Source organism: Sporosarcina sp. Marseille-Q4943 (assembly GCF_943736995.1).
GTDB lineage: Bacteria > Bacillota > Bacilli > Bacillales_A > Planococcaceae > Sporosarcina.
Genome location: NZ_OX031157.1, coordinates 324,843 through 341,731 on the forward strand (window position 1 = coordinate 324,843; position 16,889 = coordinate 341,731).

13 protein-coding genes are annotated in these 16,889 nt (G+C 45.2%); all 13 read right to left on the reverse strand.

Features of this window, described 5'->3' with window-relative positions:
* Position 1: 1 nt before the first annotated feature.
* Positions 2-1,051 carry an ABC transporter permease gene (locus NIT04_RS10445; protein ID WP_252503552.1) on the reverse strand — a complete coding sequence of 350 codons (1,050 nt, stop codon included), beginning with the start codon at positions 1,049-1,051 and terminating at the stop codon, positions 2-4.
* Positions 1,041-2,600 (reverse strand): ABC transporter ATP-binding protein, encoded by a 1,560-nt coding sequence (locus tag NIT04_RS10450; protein ID WP_252503553.1) that lies wholly within the window; start codon positions 2,598-2,600, stop codon positions 1,041-1,043. Before NIT04_RS10450 ends, NIT04_RS10445 begins: the two co-directional genes overlap by 11 nt.
* Positions 2,601-2,761: 161 nt before the next feature.
* A complete protein-coding gene (locus NIT04_RS10455) occupies positions 2,762-3,817 on the reverse strand; it encodes a BMP family protein (RefSeq protein WP_252503554.1) in 1,056 nt (351 codons plus the stop codon).
* Between the two features lie 167 nt (positions 3,818-3,984).
* Positions 3,985-4,713: a GntR family transcriptional regulator gene (locus NIT04_RS10460; RefSeq protein WP_252503555.1), complete on the reverse strand. Its 729-nt coding sequence runs from the start codon at positions 4,711-4,713 to the stop codon at positions 3,985-3,987.
* 161 nt (positions 4,714-4,874) lie between these two features.
* Entirely contained in the window at positions 4,875-7,223 is a 2,349-nt protein-coding gene (locus NIT04_RS10465) for a DNA translocase FtsK (protein ID WP_252503556.1), read from the reverse strand.
* A 97-nt stretch (positions 7,224-7,320) separates the two neighbouring features.
* Positions 7,321-8,988 carry a ribonuclease J gene (locus NIT04_RS10470; protein WP_252503557.1) on the reverse strand — a complete coding sequence of 556 codons (1,668 nt, stop codon included), beginning with the start codon at positions 8,986-8,988 and terminating at the stop codon, positions 7,321-7,323.
* 438 nt (positions 8,989-9,426) lie between these two features.
* The gene (gene dapA, locus NIT04_RS10475; protein ID WP_252503558.1) at positions 9,427-10,317 is read right to left on the reverse strand and encodes a 4-hydroxy-tetrahydrodipicolinate synthase; all 891 of its coding nucleotides are present in this window, start codon (positions 10,315-10,317) and stop codon (positions 9,427-9,429) included.
* Between the two features lie 70 nt (positions 10,318-10,387).
* Positions 10,388-11,419: an aspartate-semialdehyde dehydrogenase gene (locus NIT04_RS10480; protein ID WP_252503559.1), complete on the reverse strand. Its 1,032-nt coding sequence runs from the start codon at positions 11,417-11,419 to the stop codon at positions 10,388-10,390.
* Between the two features lie 175 nt (positions 11,420-11,594).
* Entirely contained in the window at positions 11,595-12,179 is a 585-nt protein-coding gene (locus tag NIT04_RS10485) for a dipicolinate synthase subunit B (RefSeq protein ID WP_252503560.1), read from the reverse strand.
* Between the two features lie 12 nt (positions 12,180-12,191).
* A complete protein-coding gene (locus tag NIT04_RS10490; protein ID WP_252503561.1) occupies positions 12,192-12,971 on the reverse strand; it encodes a hypothetical protein in 780 nt (259 codons plus the stop codon).
* Positions 12,958-13,233, reverse strand: coding sequence for a YlmC/YmxH family sporulation protein (locus NIT04_RS10495; protein ID WP_252503562.1), 276 nt, complete (start codon positions 13,231-13,233; stop codon positions 12,958-12,960). The genes NIT04_RS10490 and NIT04_RS10495 overlap by 14 nt, the downstream gene beginning before the upstream one ends.
* Before the next feature lie 65 nt (positions 13,234-13,298).
* Complete coding sequence (locus NIT04_RS10500; protein ID WP_252503563.1) at positions 13,299-14,549, reverse strand: pitrilysin family protein; 1,251 nt, start codon at positions 14,547-14,549, stop codon at positions 13,299-13,301.
* 84 nt (positions 14,550-14,633) lie between these two features.
* The gene (gene pnp, locus NIT04_RS10505) at positions 14,634-16,757 is read right to left on the reverse strand and encodes a polyribonucleotide nucleotidyltransferase (protein WP_252503564.1); all 2,124 of its coding nucleotides are present in this window, start codon (positions 16,755-16,757) and stop codon (positions 14,634-14,636) included.
* Positions 16,758-16,889 lie beyond the last annotated feature (132 nt).

Genomic DNA, 16,889 nt, shown 5'->3' on the forward strand with positions numbered 1-16,889 from the left:
GTCATTTCGCCTCCTTTTTCTTCTTATTCAACCGTTGCAGTCCCACACGGATGATATAACCGCAGGCGACAAAGAATATGATGAGTGCAATGACGATTGAAACGATTTCAAGGGGAATGCTTGCTGCATTCGGCATGTTATTCGCGCCGTATTTCAACGATCCGAACAATGATGCACCGAAGATGACACCGATCGGGGAGTTGGCACCGAGCAATGCGACGGCAATCCCGTCAAAACCAATACCAGTGAATCCGCCTTGGTTCGTCATGCTTCCAAATGTCCCAAGACCCTCCATGGCGCCCCCCAGACCCGCAAAAGCACCCGAGATAACCATGGACAAAATAATGTTTTTATTTACATTCATCCCTGCATATTGGGATGCGTTCTCGTTAAAACCGACAGATTTCAATTCGAATCCAGTTTTCGTTTTTTCTAGGATGAACCACATGACAACGACCATGGCAAGTGCTATAAAAATCCCATAGTGCAGCGTGGAATAATCGGTCAAATTCGAAAGGAAGTCCGAACGCAAAGAAGCAGTTGGCTGTATTTTGTCTGTTTTATAGCTTCCACCGGATACTGTTTTGATTAACGCGTTCACAACATGAAGTGCAACATAGTTCATCATGATCGTGACAATTACTTCATGGACCCGTAACGTTGCTTTCAAAATGCCCGGCACCAAGCCCCATAGCGCCCCAGCCAATGCTGCAGCCAATAGGGCGAAAGGCAAATGAATGTACATCGGTAATTCAAATGCCGCACCGACGTACGCCGCAGCAAACCAGCCAACCATGAGCTGCCCTTCGACACCGATATTGAAAAGCCCTGTACGGAAAGCGAATGCGACCGCTAGACCTGCTAGGATATACGGGCTTATTTGCCGAATCGTCTCACCGATGGCATAGCTATCTCCGAATATACCGTTCCATAATGCTATATAACCCGCCACTGGATCGTAGCCGCTGAAAAGCATGACGACGGCTCCGACGAGTAAACCGAGAATGATCGAAATGATCGGCACTAAAATGTTGATTACTTTATTCGACATTTCGATCTGCACCTTCTTTCATATCTTGTTGCCCCTTCTCTTTCGCTGAATGCCCGGCCATTAAGAGACCAAGTTCCTTTTCGGTCGTTTCCGCTGGAATGACCGTATCGACGATCTGGCCATCGTGGATGACCGCAATACGGTCAGACACGTTCATGACTTCATCTAGTTCAAAGGAAATGAGGAAAACCGCTTTTCCTTTATCACGTTGTTCAATAAGCCTTTTATGGATGAATTCGATCGCCCCGACATCCAGTCCTCTCGTCGGCAATGCAGCGATCAGCAGCTCTGGATTGCGCGACACTTCACGTCCGATGATCAGTTTTTGTTGATTCCCACCGGATAAGGCACGAGACAGTTCGTGTTCGCCCTGCGTCCTGACGTCATACTCTTCAATGATTTTCTTTGCCTGCTCGGAGACGACATCATAATGCATGAGGCCGTTCTTGGAATACGGCTCATGGTAATACTCCTGTAGAGCGGCGTTGTAACCGACTGAGAAATCGAGAACAAGTCCGTGTTTATGACGGTCTTGCGGAATATGTCCCAACCCTGCCTCCGTAATTTTTCTTGGCTTCAATCCCGTAATATCTTTTGAATTGATCGTAATCTTTCCGCTCTTCACCTTTCGAAGACCAGCAATCGCTTCAATCAATTCGGATTGCCCATTCCCATCGATACCGGCCAAACCGACAATCTCACCTTTTCGGACAGAAAGATTCAATCCCTTTACTTTTTCGATTCCCCTATAATCCAATACTACTAGATCTTCAATCTTCAAAACTTCTTCCTGCGGATTAGCAGGACCTTTTTCCGTCTTGAATGTAACTTGCCTACCAACCATCAAAGTGGCAAGTTCTTCAGGATTCGTTTCGGAAGTTACTACCGTCCCTATCCCTTGCCCTTTTCGGATGACAGTGACCCTATTGGAAACGTCCATGATCTCTTGCAACTTATGGGTAATGAGGATAATTGATTTCCCTTCGGTAATAAGTTTTTTCATAATACCAATTAATTCCTGTATTTCTTGAGGCGTCAAGGAAGCAGTAGGCTCGTCAAAGATTAGTATATTTGCACCACGGTAAAGAGTTTTCAGAATTTCCACCCGCTGTTGCATTCCAACCGAAATATCTTCGATTTTAGCGTAAGGATCGACATTTAACCCGTAAGTCTTGGAAATTTCAGCCACTTTCTTTGCCGCATCTTTTATATTGACGACACCCATCTTTTTCGGCTCATTGCCTAAAATGATATTTTCAGTGACTGTCAAGTTTTCGACGAGCATGAAATGTTGGTGAACCATTCCAATCCCTAGATCATTTGCAACATTCGGACTTGTTATATTAACCTTTTTCCCGTTGACCCGTATTTCTCCCTCATCGGGTTGATAAAGTCCGAACAATACATTCATCAATGTCGTTTTTCCAGCGCCATTCTCACCTAGAAGCGCATGGATTTCCCCTTTCCCCAGTTGCAAGGTGATGTTGTCATTCGCCCGGAAATTACCGAACTTCTTCGTAATGTTCAACATCTCAATGACAAATTCCAATGGTTTCACTTCCTTGTATAATAGTTTCTCTCTTATAGTTGGGTAATAAAATGAACACAATAAAAGGTTCTTTTTGTATAAAAACCTTTTACTCTATCATCTTATTGGAAGCTTTTGTCACAACAAAGGCCGGACTGAACCGGCCATTGTTGCATCGTTTATTATTCTACAAACTCAGGTACTTCGATTTCACCAGCAGCGATTTTCTTCTTGTAATCTTCCACTTGATCCATTACTTCTTGTGGAATTGCACCACGGGAATCTGCCAATGTAACACCGTCATCTTCAAGTCCGTAAACTTTCGTTTCACCGCCAGGGAATTTGCCTTCCTGAGCAAGCTTCGCAATGTCTTGGACCGCGACATCAACGCGTTTGAGCATTGAAGTCAAAGTGATGTTGTCGTCGCCGACTTTACCTTCATCATACTGGTCCGAGTCAACTCCGATTACCCATACGTAAGCATCTTTGTCAGCCGCTTTCCGCTCTTTTGCTTCAGTGAAGACTCCGTTACCAGTACCGCCTGCTGCGTGGAAAATAATATCAACACCAGTAGAATACATACGGCCAGCTGCCGCTTTACCAAGTTCCGCTTTGTCGAAAGCTCCTGTGTATTGTACGTCTACTTTGATGTCAGGGTTTACAGCTTCAACACCAGCTACGAAACCTGCATGGAAACGTTCGATAACCGGAATTTCCATACCGCCTACGAAACCGACCTTGTCAGATTTCGTCATCAACGCCGCAGCAACTCCAGCTAGGAATGCACCTTCTTGCTCTTTGAACAAGATGCTAGCCACGTTCGGCTGATCAACGACACCGTCAATAATACCGAAGTTTGTCTCAGGTTGTTGTGACGCAATTGTATTGATCGCTTCTTCCATCATGTACCCGACACCGAAAACCAAGTCGAAGTCACGGCGGGTAAGCGCATTCAAGTTGGACGTATAATCCGCTTCACCTGTCGATTGAAGGTAATCGAAGCCACCGTTGCCTTTACTTAGACCGTTGTCTTCACCGAACTTTTTGATTCCTTCCCAAGCGGATTGGTTGAATGATTTGTCGTCAACACCGCCGACATCCGTAACCATCGCTAGTGAAAAGTCCGATTCGTTTCCACCCTTAGAAGTTGTTTTTTCTTTGTCCGTGCCGCATGCCCCGAGTAATGTGCCTGCTGCGAGAACCAATGATAATGCAAGACCGTATTTACGTTTGCTCACTGATTGGACCTCCCTGTTTTTTTATTTTGGTATGAAATATGACGTATGAACGTCTTAAATGCACACTCAAAAAGCAAACTGCTGCAGACAAAATGACAGGCGGTTGTTGCTGACACTAGCTGCCTGTCATTTACTATTGCTTGCCGACTGCTTCAAGAGAATGTGCCTTATACCCTCTTTCGGACTACGTGGAAGCTGAATTTATCAGCCCTGAAATAGTTTTTGGAGTAAAGGACCATTTCGCCTTCCTCACTATAATGATGTTGGATCAATACGAGAAGGGGAATGTCAACTCCACATCTAAGTATGGATGACGCTTCATCGTCATACCCGACAGGTTCAATGTTCGCCACTGCCTGTACAATCCGGATCTTACCTGATTTCTCAATCGATTCAAAAATCGATTCGTTCAACAAGACATCGGAGCCGGCATCGAGATTTCTGGAAAGCACCTGATCGACACAATAAACGACCGGCTCCCCATCTGCTGTCCTGACTCTTTTAATAGTTACGAGACTATCATCTGCTTCGCAATCAAACTTCCCCATCAATTCATCAGTTGGGAGACTCTCCTGCACTTCCATGAAAATTGTGCCCGGAACCATTCCTGCATCACATATCATGGAGGAGACGCTTGATAGCTGTTCAATGCCAGAAGAAAATAATGGCCGCGGATTTACGAAAGTGCCGACACCGTGTTTGCGGACAATGACTTTTTCCTCTTCAAGGACCCGTAATGCTTCCCGAAGCGTTGCCCTGCTGACGCCAAGTGATCTGGCAAGCTCAAACTCGGATGGGAATCTTTCGTTTTCCTTAAAGACTCCAGCCTCGATATCTTCCTTCAACCGCTCGATCACTTGCACGTATAAATGCCTTTGATCCGTTTTAACCACCATTTAAATCCCGCCTCCTGATGAGGTTAGACCTCAGATGTGTTACCTCATTTCCTAATCATCCATACTATATCATTTTCATACTACAAAATAAACATCTGTTTTTCAAAAAAGAATGAATCTATGAATAAACTGGTCTAAAATGTACTTCTTTTGTCATGTTTTCATGAGTGATAATCCTGATCTGCTGTCGAAGTCAGTACTTGTCTCGGCTTGCTGCCCTCCGGAGGACCTACGACTCCACGCAATTCCATTTGATCAACAATCCTCGCCGCTCTCGAATAGCCAATACGAAAACGCCTCTGCAACATGGATACGGACGCTGTCTGCATCTCTACGACGAGCTGGACCGCCTCATCATACAACTCATCGGTTTCTTCATACGGTTGGATTTCTTCTACCTCAGTCGGAATCATCTCTTCCTGGTATTGCGCCTTTTGCTGCTCAATGACGAAATTAACGACTGCCTCAACTTCCTGATCGGAAACGAAAGCCCCTTGGACTCTGACCGGCTTGGAAGCCCCCGCAGGCAGAAATAGCATGTCGCCGCGTCCGAGCAATTTCTCGGCGCCCCCTCCATCCAATATTGTCCTCGAATCTACTGCGGATGAGACTGCAAACGCAATTCGTGATGGGATATTCGCTTTAATGATACCTGTAATGACATCCACACTCGGACGCTGCGTGGCGATGATTAAATGTATCCCCGCCGCTCGCGCCATTTGGGCAAGTCGAGTGATGGAATCCTCTACATCACTTGAAGCGACCATCATCAAATCGGCAAGCTCGTCGACGATTACGACGATATATGGCATACGCGGATGCTTTTCATCGTTTTCTTCATTCCACTGTTCGATATGTTCGTTATATCCTTCAATATTCCGGGTGCCTGTATGGGAAAACAGCTCGTATCTACGTTCCATTTCAGATACAACCTTTTTCAAAGCTTGGGATGCTTTGCGCGGATCGGTCACGACAGGCGCCAATAAATGCGGGACGCCGTTGTAGACATTCAGTTCAACCATTTTCGGATCGATCATCATCATTTTCACTTCATGTGGCTTGGCACGCATTAAAATGCTTATGATGATTCCATTAATGCACACACTTTTCCCGCTTCCCGTCGACCCTGCAACGAGGACGTGCGGCATTTTATTCAATTCTGCCATCATTGCCTGTCCTGTCACGTCTCGTCCAAGAACGATACTTAACTTCGAGTCGGGTCGATTATTTTCCTTCGAATCGATCACTTCCCGCAAACTTACAATGGCAACCGATTTGTTCGGCACTTCTATTCCGACTGCCGACTTACCAGGGATCGGCGCTTCGATTCTTATATCGCTCGCAGCAAGGGCAAGCGCGATATCGTCTGCCAAGCTGACGATCCTGCTCACTTTCACACCTGTATCAGGCAACACTTCATATTTTGTGACGGCAGGTCCTAAATGGACTTGGGTCACTTTCGCTTTGACACCGAAGCTTAAAAATGTCCGTTCTAGCTTCTGGGCATTTGCATGAATGGAGTCATATTCTGCAGATTGATCATTCGCTGGCGTTTGCTTAAGTAATGATGGCGGTGGCAAAATGTATGAAACATTTTCCTCCTCGCCGGATACGCCCGAGTATGTCGGAATCTCACTAGCTTCAGAATCGATAGCCGGCGGAGCCTCCACTTCCTTCTCGATGACAGCGGCATGCTCATCGTTCGTCGGGGTGGGTTCAATCCTTTCATTGAACGCAGATATGATCGGTTTAGATATGATCTCTTCCTGTTCCTCAATCGTTGCAACTGGCCCAATGTCCGGCTCGTCTATTGGTTGCGACCGTTTGGAACGAGTCGTCCTCGATTGTGCAGGTTGATTCCTCTTTTTGGGAGTTTTCGTACCTTTTCTTTCTGTTTTCGTTTTTAAAGAAGCGAGAAGCTTCGGACAAAGTTCTGCAATATACGGGACGAGTGCCTTTCCAGTGAGCAGTATGATTCCAATCAATAAGAGGAGCACACCCGCCACTGTTGCTCCGGCGGAATCGAACAAAGAATGGAATAGGGCGAAAAGCAGCGCTCCTGCCAATCCTCCGCCGAGGGTACCGCTTCTCGATGCAATGCCTTCGTTCGTGACGAGGACTTTCCACGTCTCTTTAAATGCCGAATTGGACATGAGCACTTTGCTCTCGTACAATTCCTTGAATAAATAAATATGGCTAAATAATAGCAGACTTGCCAATATGAATAAGCTGCCGCCGACAATCCGGTTTTTCCAACCGACCGTTTGTCGTTTCACCATGAAAAGGAGCGCCTGTACAATCAATAGAAGCGGGACAGCCCCATGCCAATTCCCGAATAATAGTCTCGCAAACGAGGACAAGCCTCTTCCGACGATGCCGAACTCAAAAATGATGATGATAGCGAAGCCGATCATCGTCAACCCGGCCACTTCGTAAATGAGCGGATGTATGCCGTCATTCTTCTTTTTGGACGCGGCAGCCTTCTTCCTTTTCTTCGCTTTTTTAGACAATGTTACTCCTCCTTGTTAAAAAAGGATTTCCCGCCGTCAGGTCGGCATGGAAATCCTTTTTTTGTACCTCGTGCAATTATGTCGATCTGCCAGATGATCAGTATTCCATAATAATCGGAATGATCATCGGCCTTCTCTTCGTTTGTTGGAATAAATAAGAGCTCAACGTATCACGGATCTCTTGCTTTATGTTTGTCCATTCGAACGTATCTTTATTCACATACTTTTCCACGATTTTCCGTACGAGTTTCCTCGACTCATCAAGCAGCTCCTCTGACTCCCTCACATAAACGAATCCACGGGAGACGATTTCCGGACCTGCAGCAATTCTTTTCTGTCTGCGGCTTAACGTAATAACGACAGTGAAAATGCCGTCTTGCGACAATAGTTTCCTATCACGCAGGACGATATTGCCAACATCGCCGACACCGATTCCGTCAATCAGGATATTCCCGGCTTGTACACGGCCGCTCATCCGCATCTTATTATTTTTATATTCTACGATATCTCCTTTGTCCGCAATGAAGATCTGGGATTTTTGCAATCCGACCTGCTGTGCCAGTTTCGAATGGGCAATCAGCATTTTGTATTCCCCTTGGATAGGAATGAAATACTTTGGCCGCATTAAGTTCAGCATCAGTTTCAAGTCTTCCTGGCTGCCATGTCCCGATACGTGGACATTCTTCGAAGCGGTGAGGACGTTTGCGCCGGCTTTCGATAATTCATTCGCCATTTGATACATCGACACTTCCATGCTTGGGGATGGCGTGAATGTAATAAGGACTGTGTCTGTCTCTTTTATTTTAATATCCTTATGGAATTTACGGACGATTTTTTCAAGCGCATCGAGCGGCTCGCCTTGATTGCCCGTAACGATGATTACGATTTGATCATCGGAATACTTGCCGATATCTTTTACGGAGATGACCGTTTCTTCGTCAATTTGCAAATACCCTAATCGCTTGCCGACTTCAAAATAGCTTTCCAGGCTCTTTCCGACTACTGCAACTTTTTTGCCTGTTTCAAGTGCTTTGTCGAAGACCTGTTGAATCCGGATGAAGTTGGAAGCATACAACGCTACAAGGATACGACCTTCTGCGCTATGGAATGTGTTTGACAAATGTTCTTCTATAACAGATTCGGAAGTTGTATAGCCTGGACGTTCAGCTTCATTCGAATCGGACATAAGGATGAAGACGCCTTCTTCTCCCAAAGCAGCCATTTTTGCAAAGTCCGGTCGATATTTCCCTTTTGCGGATTGATCAAATTTGAATTCTCCCGTATGAACAATTGCACCTTCACTAGTATGGAAGACGATGCCGAGGGAATCCGGAATGCTATGTGTCGTATGGAAGAATGTCACATAGGTCTGTTTGAAATTCATCCGGCTTTTATTCGTCACTTCAAAGAACTTCACGCCTGCAGGTGCCGGCATCTCTTTCAGATGCTCTTTGGCGAGGGCGAGCGTCAGCTTGGATCCGTATACAGGTGCTTGCACTTTTTGTAGAAGATAGGCGATCGATCCGATTGCATCTTCGTGTCCATGCGTCAGGAAGATCCCTTTTACCCGATCTTTGTTTTCCTCGATGTATGTCAGGTCTGGTATAACGATGTCAATACCGAGCATTTCGCCTTCGGGGAACATGAGTCCCGCGTCGACGATGAAGAGCTCGTCGTCGATTTCGATGACGTACATCGCTTTTCCGATTTCCCCGACCCCTCCTAACGGAATTACTTTTATAACTTCATTTTTTGTTTTTGCCACATTGTTTCCTCCTATACATTGTTTGAAAAAGACTGGTGTTGGATCATGAACCGTCTATGTATAAATTTTGGTGAACCTTCTATAGTTACTTTTTAGAATTCCAACTGTCCATTTTCATTTAATTATGTAGTTGCTTGTTTGTTGTATACCCGTCCACAACGACTAAGTTTCATTATACGTGAGAATGCCCTTACTACACAAACAAAAAAAGCCGGTCAGCTGATTTCCGTTCCGGCGCTCGCTTTCCGCGGGCATGGCTTGAGCCTCCTCGATCGCGAAAGGCGTGCGCCCTGCGGGGTCTCAAGGCTCATGCTATTCCCGCAGGAGTCGAGCGCCTCCACTCCAATCAACTAGATTGCCTCACACTTGATATTTACCAATAAAAAAAGGTATAATCCCCCAACCTCACGGGGATTACACCTTTGTGTGTAGAGTTAATTATTCAAAAACACGCTCGTTGCTTTTGAATTTATCCCATACTGCATCGAAGGCGGCGGCGTCTGTTCCGAAAGCGGTTAATGGCATCCGGACGCCTCCCGTTTCGATTCCCATCTTGTTAAGGGCATACTTGACCGGGACGGGATTTGGAGCGGAAAATACTGCGTGGAATAACGGAAGCAATGTTCTGTGCATCAATGCAGCCATTGCCGTATTTCCTGCTTTGAATGCATTGATCATTTGCTGCATTTCAGCTCCGACGATATGGGAGGCTACGGAAATGACGCCATCACCACCGATTGATAATAAAGGCAAGGTCAATGCATCATCTCCGCTATACACTTTGAATCCATTGTCCGTTCCCGAAATGATTTCGGACATTTGGTCAAGGCTCCCGCTAGCTTCCTTGACAGCGCGGATGTTTTTTATTTTCGATAGTTCGATGACGGTGTCCGCTTCCATATTGACCGCTGCCCTGCCAGGGATGTTGTATAGAAGTATTGGAAGATCCGTTTCCCTTGCTATATGAGTAAAATGTGTAACAATTCCTTTTTGGTCGGGCTTATTGTAATAAGGGGTCACAAGCATGATTCCGTCAGCACCTAGTTGATCTGCCTGCTTTGTCAATTTGATTGTTTCCGCCGTATTGAAAGTGCCAGTTCCGGCGATGACGGGAATTCTTTTTTTGACGATTTCTATTGCGTATTTGAATATATTCGATTTCTCTTGATGATTTAAGGTGGGCGATTCCCCTGTAGTTCCACAGACGATCAATGAATCTGTCCCCGTTGCGATCAAGTGCTCGATCAGTTGCTCAGTCAAGTCAAAATCGATGTCTCCAGACTTTGAAAAAGGAGTGACCATCGCTGTGCCTATTTGTCCAAGTTCCATTCTGACCATTCCTTTTCATGGCATTTAGGTTGAAGCGATTGCTTCGTCATGGAACAATAGCTTCAAAAAATTATTTAATTAATTCCTCTGCGATTTGAACCGAATTCAGCGCCGCACCTTTCAGCAAGTTATCCGAGACGATCCACATATGGAAGCCGGCCGGGTGTTTCGGATCTTTACGGATGCGACCTACAAAAATTTCATCTTTCCCTTCAGCGAACAGCGGCATCGGATACAATTGTGCCGACGGGTTATCTTGAACGACGACACCCGGCGCTCCTTCCATTGCGGAACGGATATCGGCTACAGTAGCATTTTCATCGTCCGTTTCGATATAGACAGATTCAGAATGGCCTGTCACAACAGGAAGACGGACACATGTCGCAGTGACTGCCATCTGCTGATCGCCGAATATTTTTTTCGTTTCATTCATCATTTTCAGTTCCTCTAAAGTGTACCCCGATTCATCGAAAACATCGATTTGAGGAATAGCGTTGAACGCGATCGGATAATGACGTTCTGCAGAAGCACTTGGAAGTAATTCCGCTTTGATATTCGCGCGGTCCTCGAACTGCGTGCTTTGCTGCTCAAGTTCGTCGATTGCTTCCGCACCCGCCCCCGAAACTGCTTGATATGTCGAGACGATGATCCGGTTGATGCCAAATTTCTCTTTGATCGGTTGAAGCGCTGCAACCATTTGAATCGTTGAACAGTTCGGGTTCGCGATGATTCCAGAATGGTCCTTCAATGTTTGTGGATTTACTTCTGGAACGACGAGTGGAATGTTTTCATCCATTCTGAATGCGCTCGTATTATCGATAACGACCGCACCGCGTTTCACCGCTTCATGGGCAAACTTTTGGGAAATGGAGCCTCCCGCACTGAAAAATGCGATATCGACGCCCTCAAAAGATTCAGGAACCGTTTCTTCGACAACATATGTTTGACCGCCGACTGTAATTTCAAGTCCAGCGGATCTTTTGGAAGCAAGTAACTTTATGGACTTTGCAGGGAAATTCCGTTCCATTAGCTTTTCAAGAATTTTTGTTCCTACTGCTCCAGTCGCTCCAACAATTGCCACATTCAAATTAGTATTCTTCATCTCAATCTCCCTTTCATTTATAAGGACTATCGGATAAATATACATCTTTCCGGTTATTAATGCAACGGAATAAAATTCAAGTTTATGCACGAATAAAACCGTATCCTATATCCTGTAAGAGTTCATTGGAGAAATTATAACATATCTAGAAATATTCTGCTTTGTATCTTTAGTTTTATTTATGAATAATTAGTAGTGGCTGGAGTTGTCGGTGTTCGAGGGCTGCTGCCGCAGCAGGGACCATCAATGTAAAATCGGATATCAATGAGTTCGGTTTCTTAAAAGGATCGTCTTGACCGAACGGGATGAAATACACATTTTTCGTGTTCAATAATTTCATGATGTTAGGACCATTTAGACCTAATGCGTCATTTGTTGATATGCCGAGCAGAACCGGACTTCCATTTCGCAAAGTGGCCTTTGCCGCCATCAATACAGGCGAATCCGTAGCGGCATTTGCAAATTTGCTAATGGAATTTCCGGTCATCGGAGCAATGATCATGCAGTCGACTGGTGAACTTGGACCGAACGGCTCAGCTCCAACGATTGTCGAGATAACTTTTTCACCTGTCGCTTCTTCTATTTTAGCAATCCATTCTTCGCCTGTACCGAATCGTGTCGCGGCAGTCAATACCGAATGTGTAATGACAGGAACTACAGTCGCCCCATTATCCTGTAAATCGCTAATGACGGGCAATATTTGGTCGTACGTACAATGGGATGCCGTAATACCAAGGCCAATTCTTTTCCCTTGTAGCATCTTTTTCCCCTTTCATCTACTATTCATCCTCAGCAACGCTTCGGACAAAGCCTTAGCAGCGTCTGCCGGAAAATGTTTTCCCGGCAATCCGAGGTGTATTGTATAGTATTCATCAGGGGCATTGTCCCTTAGGCAACCCGGCGCAGATGCCAAATCATAAATGCGCAATGTGGAGTCCGCTCCGACATCCAGCCATTTCGAAGGTATTGTATTTACGAGAATTCCTTTTACGTCAACCGTACCTGTCGGCAATTGCATTGTTTCATAGCCGCTTGCGGCCGCTTCACCTAGCTGATCAGGGGAACGCGCCAAAATCGTTACAGAGGCTCCAAGTGACGAGAGGACAGCAGCTGTCATTTTACCGACTTTGCCAAACCCGGCAATATGGAAATGTTCACCTGAAATACGTCGTTTTGACGTTTGATAGTATTCAAGCAGAAACCCTTCCGCTGTTAACAATGCATTTTCCCAGACGAATTCCACTTCCTTCAAATAGGGTCTGATTGTGATACCCGCTTCATGAAAAGCCGCCAGCCAATCATTAGTGGCCATTCCGGGATAGAGAATCGTTTTTTTATTAATTTTATCGACTGGAATGGTGCCTTCCATTTGCAGAATCGGAAAAACGATATGAGTGGGAGATAGTTCATCAAGAATGACGGCTAACTGGTCGGAATAATTGTTTCCTTCATAATGAAGCACATTGAAACCTTGTTCCTTCATAATGCGGCTGCATTCGGATATTCTGCGGTCTGTTCCGATGAACAGCCAGTTTCCGTCAATTGTCGTCAATATCAAATTCCCCCAGACTATGCGTTTTTCCAAATAGAATACGATGTTCGCCAATCAAAACGATTTCACTCCACGGTATGAATTCTGTTGTCTCTTGTTCCCTGCCACGGAATGGAAATCGACCAAATTTCTTTTTTACTTCGAAACCTATGATTGCTCCTGTTTTTCGATTGAAAATCAGATCTGTATCTGCTAGAAATCCATACCTGATTCCTTCTTCCACTTGGATAAGCTCTTTTTGCGCCATTTCGGATAGCAGCAAGTCGTTGCCCCCTTTTAATTGTCCTGCATTATCATATGATTCAGGGAAGGCAAAGCTGCACATTTCTACAAGCGGATCTTTTTCACAGTTTTTTTCGGTGCGATAATGGAAATTGCGCGTTCTTTGGCAAATGTCTCACGTGCAATCGTATTTACATTTTCCAATTGCACATTTTCAATCAATTTAACGACTTCATCAATCGTCTTATGTTCAGAAAGGATAAGTTCATTCTTTCCGTTCCGGTGCATCCGGGACTCCGAACTTTCAAGACCGAGCAGGAAGCTGCCTTTCAATTGCTCCTTTGCATTGTGCAATTCCTTCTCTGTCACTCCGTCTGCAACGACTTCATCGATGATCTGATTCATCGTTGACACCATCTCTTCCAAATGTTCTGGTCCCGTTCCTCCGTATACGACGAATGAGCCAGTAGACATATACGATGAATAGTACGAGAAAACGGAATACGCAAGACCCTTCTCCTCCCGGATCTTCTGAAACATTCGCGAAGACATCGTGCCGCCTACGATGCTATCCAACAGAATCAGGTCGTGGAGCCTTTCATCGGTAAGTGAAAGGCCTGGATAACCGATGCAAATATGTGCCTGTTCGATATCTTTATATTTTGTTGACCGGCCGCTATGGAAAATAGGATGCGTCCCTTCATCCGTATCCTTCGATTCGTTTCCAACAAACGAGTTGAACAGATTTTCAATGTAACCAATCAATTTATCATCGTAATTTCCTGCAATCGAAATGACGATATTTTCAGCAGTATAATGCCTCGACATATAATTCTCGATCATTTCCTTATCAAACGAACTGATCGTTTCTTTAATTCCTCCGATAGATCTTCCAATCGAATGTTCTGGATACATGACAGACCACAGACGTTCATCGACATCATCGTCAGGCGTGTCTTCCACTGAAGCGATTTCATCGTAAATGACAGATTTCTCTTTTTGAATATCCATTGCGTCAAAACGGGAATTAAAGAACATGTCAGCCATTATCATCAGCGCCTCTTCTGCATGGTGATCAAGTACGGTCGCATAATAACAAGTCATCTCTTTGGAAGTGTACGCGTTAATATCCCCGCCCATCCGGTCGAATTGCTCTGCGATCATTTTTGCGCTTCTCGTTGATGTCCCTTTGAAGAGCATATGTTCAATGAAATGGGAAAGCCCCCATTCTGTTTCCGTCTCATCGATGGAACCCGCCTTTACAAATAGGCCGATTGCCAAAGACCGGACATACGGCATCTTTTCATGAATGATTCTGACACCGTTTTGGCTAATTTGCTTTTGTATCAATTTCATTTCCCTCCACTTTTTGAAAGAAGAAAAAGCCACCATCTTCACACCATCGTAAAGAGGGGCTTTCCATTATAGTATGCAAGCTGATTATTCGTTTTTCCCTTTTTCCGCCGCTTCTTTCTCTTCTTTTAAAACGGCTTTGCGGGAAAGGTTCACACGACCTTGATTGTCGATTTCGATGACTTTAACGAGAAGTTCATCGCCCATTTTCAATACGTCTTCAACAGCTTTCGTACGCTCTTCCTGAATTTCGGAAATATGAAGAAGACCGTCTTTGCCAGGGAAAATTTCTAGGAATGCACCGAATTTCTCAATCCGTTTCACTTTACCTAAATAATATTCTCCGGCTTTCGCTTCGCGGACGATGTTTTCAATCATCGATTTCGCTTTTTCATTCATATCCGAATTAGGGGAAGAGATGTAGATCGTTCCATCTTGTTCCGTATCGATTTTCACATTCGTTTCTTCGATGATCTTGTTGATCACTTTTCCGCCAGGTCCGATGACATCACGGATCTTGTCAGGATTGATACGGATCATGATGATCTTCGGAGCAAATTGTGAAAGTTCTTCACGAGGCGCGGAAATCGTCGCCATCATATGGTCAAGGATGTGCATTCGTCCAATTTTCGCTTGCGCTAAAGATTCTTCTAAAATTTGACGGGATAATCCTTCAATTTTAATATCCATTTGTAGAGCTGTGATTCCTTTTTCTGTCCCCGCAACTTTAAAGTCCATATCGCCAAGATGGTCTTCCATCCCTTGGATATCGGAGAGAACGGAATAATTTTCCCCTTTTTTCACAAGCCCCATAGCAATTCCTGCTACCGGAGCCTTAATCGGAATTCCTGCATCCATCATCGCCATAGTAGACGCACAAATCGATGCCTGAGAGGATGAACCATTTGACTCCAATACTTCCGCTACGAGACGGATCGTGTATGGAAACTCTTTCTCATCTGGAATGATTGCTTCAAGCGCACGCTCTCCAAGGGCACCGTGACCAATTTCACGACGACCAGGTCCACGGATAGGACCCGTTTCACCAACGCTGAAGTTCGGGAAGTTATAGTGATGCATGAACCGCTTCGACTCTTCAAGTCCAAGGCCGTCAATGATCTGTACTTCACCAAGGGCTCCAAGTGTACATACGCTAAGTGCTTGAGTTTGTCCACGTGTGAACAAGCCGGAACCATGAGTTCGTTGTAAAATGCCTACTTCCGATGCTAACGGACGGATTTCATCCAATCCACGGCCATCAGGACGGACCTTCTCATCTGTGATAAGACGACGGACTTCCTCTTTCACAAGGTGATCCAAAATGCTCTTCACTTGCTTGAGTGTTTCCTCATCCGCTTCTTCAGCTGTGTATTGTTCCATCACTTCATCTTTAACGGCAGTGATCGCTTCTTCGCGCGCGTGCTTCTCTTCAGTCTGAATTGCGCTGATTAAATCGGATTCACATTTATCCTTCACTTCAGCTAACAATTCTTCGTCTAGCTCGAATAATGTAATCTCCATTTTTTCCTTGCCGACTTCAGCAATAATTTTCTCTTGGAATTCAATCAACTGGATGATCTGCTCATGACCGAACATGATTGCTTCGAGAATGATATCCTCCGCAACTTCTTTCGCCCCTGCTTCGACCATATTGATGGCATCCTTTGTCCCCGCAACAACGAGGTCCAGCTCGCTCACTTCCAATTGTTCAGGTGTCGGGTTGACGATGAACTCCCCATCGATGCGTCCGACTTGGACTCCTGCGATTGGGCCCTCAAACGGAATATCAGAAATGGACAATGCAAGTGACGAACCGAGCATGGCAGCCATTTCGGAAGAGCAGTTCTGATCTACGGACATGACAAGCGAAATGACTTGCACGTCATTACGGAATCCGTCCGCGAACAAAGGACGAATCGGACGGTCAATGAGACGGCTCGTCAAAACGGCCTTCTCTGACGGACGACCTTCACGCTTGATGAATCCGCCTGGGATTTTCCCAACGGCATAAAGTCTTTCTTCATAATTGACGGTCAATGGGAAGAAATCAAGCGCTTTCGGTTTTTTCGAAGCGGTCGCTGTAGATAGTACAGTCGTGTCTCCGTATCGTACGAGCACAGCACCGTTCGCTTGTTTCGCTAGCTGGCCCGTTTCAATCGTTAACGGTCTCCCAGCCCAATCAAATGTATAAACCTTTTTCTGTTCTGTCATTATGGTACCCCTCTCTAATTTCAAACATGGACATCATACGAAGTATGTATTAAGTAGTAGTGTATCAAAAAAGAAGGACATATGCGAAATATAATCATTCAATAAAAAAAAGCGGGCAAGGCCCGCTTTTTC

Coding starts and splice junctions, on each gene's coding strand:
- NIT04_RS10480 (WP_252503559.1), bottom strand. CDS start 11,419: ATGAAGAATACTAATTTGAATGTGGCAATTGTTGGAGCGACTGGAGCA.
- NIT04_RS10485 (WP_252503560.1), bottom strand. CDS start 12,179: ATGCTACAAGGGAAAAGAATTGGCCTTGGTATTACGGCATCCCATTGT.
- NIT04_RS10445 (WP_252503552.1), bottom strand. CDS start 1,051: ATGTCGAATAAAGTAATCAACATTTTAGTGCCGATCATTTCGATCATT.
- NIT04_RS10500 (WP_252503563.1), bottom strand. CDS start 14,549: ATGAAATTGATACAAAAGCAAATTAGCCAAAACGGTGTCAGAATCATT.
- NIT04_RS10460 (WP_252503555.1), bottom strand. CDS start 4,713: ATGGTGGTTAAAACGGATCAAAGGCATTTATACGTGCAAGTGATCGAG.
- dapA (WP_252503558.1), bottom strand. CDS start 10,317: ATGGAACTTGGACAAATAGGCACAGCGATGGTCACTCCTTTTTCAAAG.
- pnp (WP_252503564.1), bottom strand. CDS start 16,757: ATGACAGAACAGAAAAAGGTTTATACATTTGATTGGGCTGGGAGACCG.